This window comes from Candidatus Magnetaquicoccus inordinatus (genome assembly GCF_004217665.1).
GTDB lineage: Bacteria > Pseudomonadota > Magnetococcia > Magnetococcales > Magnetaquicoccaceae > Magnetaquicoccus > Magnetaquicoccus inordinatus.
This window is the reverse complement of the sequence record NZ_RXIU01000180.1, coordinates 1-2,706: the sequence shown is the minus strand read 5'-3', so window position 1 is coordinate 2,706 and position 2,706 is coordinate 1. Positions and strand designations below refer to the sequence as shown.

The 2,706-nt window shown below is 52.7% G+C and carries 3 protein-coding genes; all 3 read right to left on the bottom strand.

Annotated features, from left to right (window positions below; all coding sequences use genetic code 11):
- Nucleotides 1-8: 8 nt before the first annotated feature.
- Nucleotides 9-215 (bottom strand): hypothetical protein, encoded by a 207-nt coding sequence (locus EJP87_RS12035; RefSeq protein ID WP_227657606.1) that lies wholly within the window; start codon nt 213-215, stop codon nt 9-11.
- A 201-nt stretch (nt 216-416) separates the two neighbouring features.
- On the bottom strand, nt 417-1,430 hold the full coding sequence (locus EJP87_RS12030; RefSeq protein WP_130472122.1) for a GDP-mannose 4,6-dehydratase: 1,014 nt from the start codon (nt 1,428-1,430) through the stop codon (nt 417-419).
- 381 nt (nt 1,431-1,811) lie between these two features.
- Complete coding sequence (locus tag EJP87_RS12025; protein WP_130472121.1) at nt 1,812-2,435, bottom strand: D-sedoheptulose-7-phosphate isomerase; 624 nt, start codon at nt 2,433-2,435, stop codon at nt 1,812-1,814.
- Between the last annotated feature and the right edge of the window lie 271 nt (nt 2,436-2,706).

Genomic DNA, 2,706 nt, shown 5'->3' with positions numbered 1-2,706 from the left:
TGCGCTTCTTATGAATGACTCTGCCGAGCAAAATCATTGTTTGCATGTTGATCTATTATCTGCTGGATTTCGCTGCCACTGATGCGTACCGGGCGACCATCCTCCCAGATAATGGCATATTGTCCTAAACGTCGCTTGCGCTCCAATAGCTCCATCACCACCTTCTGCATACAGTCGAGAATCTCTTGATCTTCACCTGAGATGCGTTCCATCATCTCTCCTTAGCGAACAGTTGCCGGAACAACTCCGGGTGATAAATAGTCCGAGTGCTGCCTGACTGCGCAAATATCCTCGCAACACCCATGGGAAGGCTGTGCCCATCGGCGCAAAAAAGCGCTTCAATCCGCACAGCTTGCGTCCACAAGGCACTTAAACCAACGCAAACAGCGCGTCGGCTTGTTGTGCGCTTCTACTCTTTACCTCTCCTTGCCCAAATATTTGAACCAACTCTCCGTCGCCTTGGCAATACTCTCTGGATCCCATAACGGCGCATCATTCCAGCGCGCTATATCCTGCAACATGGTCCGCACCCCAGTCGGAAAATCAACCTGCGGATACCAGCCAATCTCCCGATTAATCTTCGCCGTCTCCGCCCACGTACAATCCGGCTCCCCAGGTCGCTTCGGCACAAAGATCACCTCGCCACCCAACAACTCTACCAAACGCAAAACCGACTGCGGATTGTTGGCCCCTACATTATAAATCTCCCCCTCACGATCACTACAGGCCACCATGTAAAAGGCTCGCGCTACATCAGTCACATAAATAAAATCCCGCGTCTGCGTGCCATCGCCTACCACCGTATAAGGCTTTCCCGCCAGCTTTTGCCGGAAAAAAACCCCAAAAACCGCCCCGTATGCCCCTGTGGTGCGTACCCGCGGCCCATAAGCGTTAAAAATGCGTAACGAATTAACCGGCATGTCATATACCTGCCGCCAGTGCAAGACCACCTGCTCCCCCAGATTTTTACTCAAAGCATAGGGATATTGCGGCTGAATGGGAAAATCCTCCAGCGTCGGCGTCGCCGCCAAACCATAACATGAGGAAGAAGCCGCATACACAAAACGCTGCAAGGTGTGCCGCCCCCCACTGCGTGCCGCCTCCAAAACCCGTACCGTACCCTGCACATTGGTCGCCATATAGTCAATCGGCTGCTCCATCGAAGGCACAATATCACCAATCCCAGCAAAATGATAAACATGCTGAACATCCCGAAACAACAGACTCTCGGCAGCCAAATCACGAATATCCCCCTGCTCAAAATGCACATCCGGCTCATTCTGCAGATGCGCCAGATTGCTTAAATGCCCCCCCTGCAAATTGTCCAGAATCCGCACCCGATAACCATTGGCTAACAATAAATCTACCATGTGACTGCCAATAAATCCTGCCCCTCCCGTCACCACGGCAATCGGCTTTGCTCCACTCATCACTCTCTGACTCCCCATAACAACATCAATCCCGATTCACACACAGCACGTCAATAAACCCCAATCTCTTGCCAGGACACCGCTTTTGCTCGTTTCTGTACCAAAGGACACCGCTTTTGCTCGTTTCTGTACCAAAGGACACCGCTTTTGCTCATATCCGCAGCGTTGCCACAAACTGACACGGTGCAGGTCGGGCGTCCGCCCTCCCAAAGCGTGCCCCTGCGGGGCACAGATTGTCGCGGCGTGCGCGAATGCTAACGCATTCGCTTCTGTGAAACGCCGCTAGATGCAATGGCTTTGCCCTTGCAACCCACCAGGAGGAGATAATCTCCTCCTGGACCTCCATAATAACTTTTTTATTCTTTTGCACTTGCCCTGGACCTATTCCAGCACAGAAATCTCCTGACGCACCCTCTGCATCAAAAAGGCACCCACCAAATGGTCAATAATCATATGCAGATCCTCCACCGGCCCATACTCCCCAGGCAAGGTCGGAACATGGACACTGATGCCCACTATCTCGCGCAAACGCCCACCCGCAAAACCAGTCAATCCTACCGTCACATTGCCCCGACTGTTGGCAAACTCTACCGCCTGCAACACATTGGGCGAATTGCCCGATGCAGAAATGGCTACCACAACATCCCCCTCCTGCATCTGATTCTCCAACTGACGCAGAAAAATCTGCTCATATCCATAATCATTGCCAATCGCCGTAATCATCGCCAAATTGTCACACAAACTGATGGCCCGAAACGGCTTCTCCCGACTGCGCGTACCAATGGCTATATCGTTGGCAAAATGGCTGGCTGTCGCCGCACTGCCACCATTGCCTAAAAAAAAGATCCGTGCACCCCTCTCCCTGGCCTGCAACAACACCTCCATAAACCGCCCGATCTCCTGCGGATCCATCTTGGCACACAGTTGCGCCAAATAACGCAAATAGCCCCCCGCAAAGGCCGCCGGATCCCGATTTTCCGCAAATAGGCTATCGATCCTGTTCATCCCAACATCCAATGACACACATGAAAAAGGTGCACAAACTTGCCGTTACTCTTCCGGTTCGTGCGGGCTCTCCAGCTCTACCCCCATGGGGATGCTGTGCGCATCGGTGCAAAAAGACGCGCCAATGCGCACAGCTTGCTTCCATTAGGCGCGCCAAAAGCAAAAAATTAAAAGCAACATCCCAGGGATTCCATCCCAGGGCAATCGCATTTGCCAATTTCCTCATTGTTGCCACAAACGAAACTGTGCATGTCGGGCGTCCGCCCTCCCA

What these genes read in the sequence shown, in the direction of transcription:
- EJP87_RS12030 (WP_130472122.1), bottom strand. Translation starts at nt 1,430, where the DNA reads ATGAGTGGAGCAAAGCCGATTGCCGTGGTGACGGGAGGGGCAGGATTT.
- EJP87_RS12025 (WP_130472121.1), bottom strand. Translation starts at nt 2,435, where the DNA reads ATGAACAGGATCGATAGCCTATTTGCGGAAAATCGGGATCCGGCGGCC.
- EJP87_RS12035 (WP_227657606.1), bottom strand. Translation starts at nt 215, where the DNA reads ATGATGGAACGCATCTCAGGTGAAGATCAAGAGATTCTCGACTGTATG.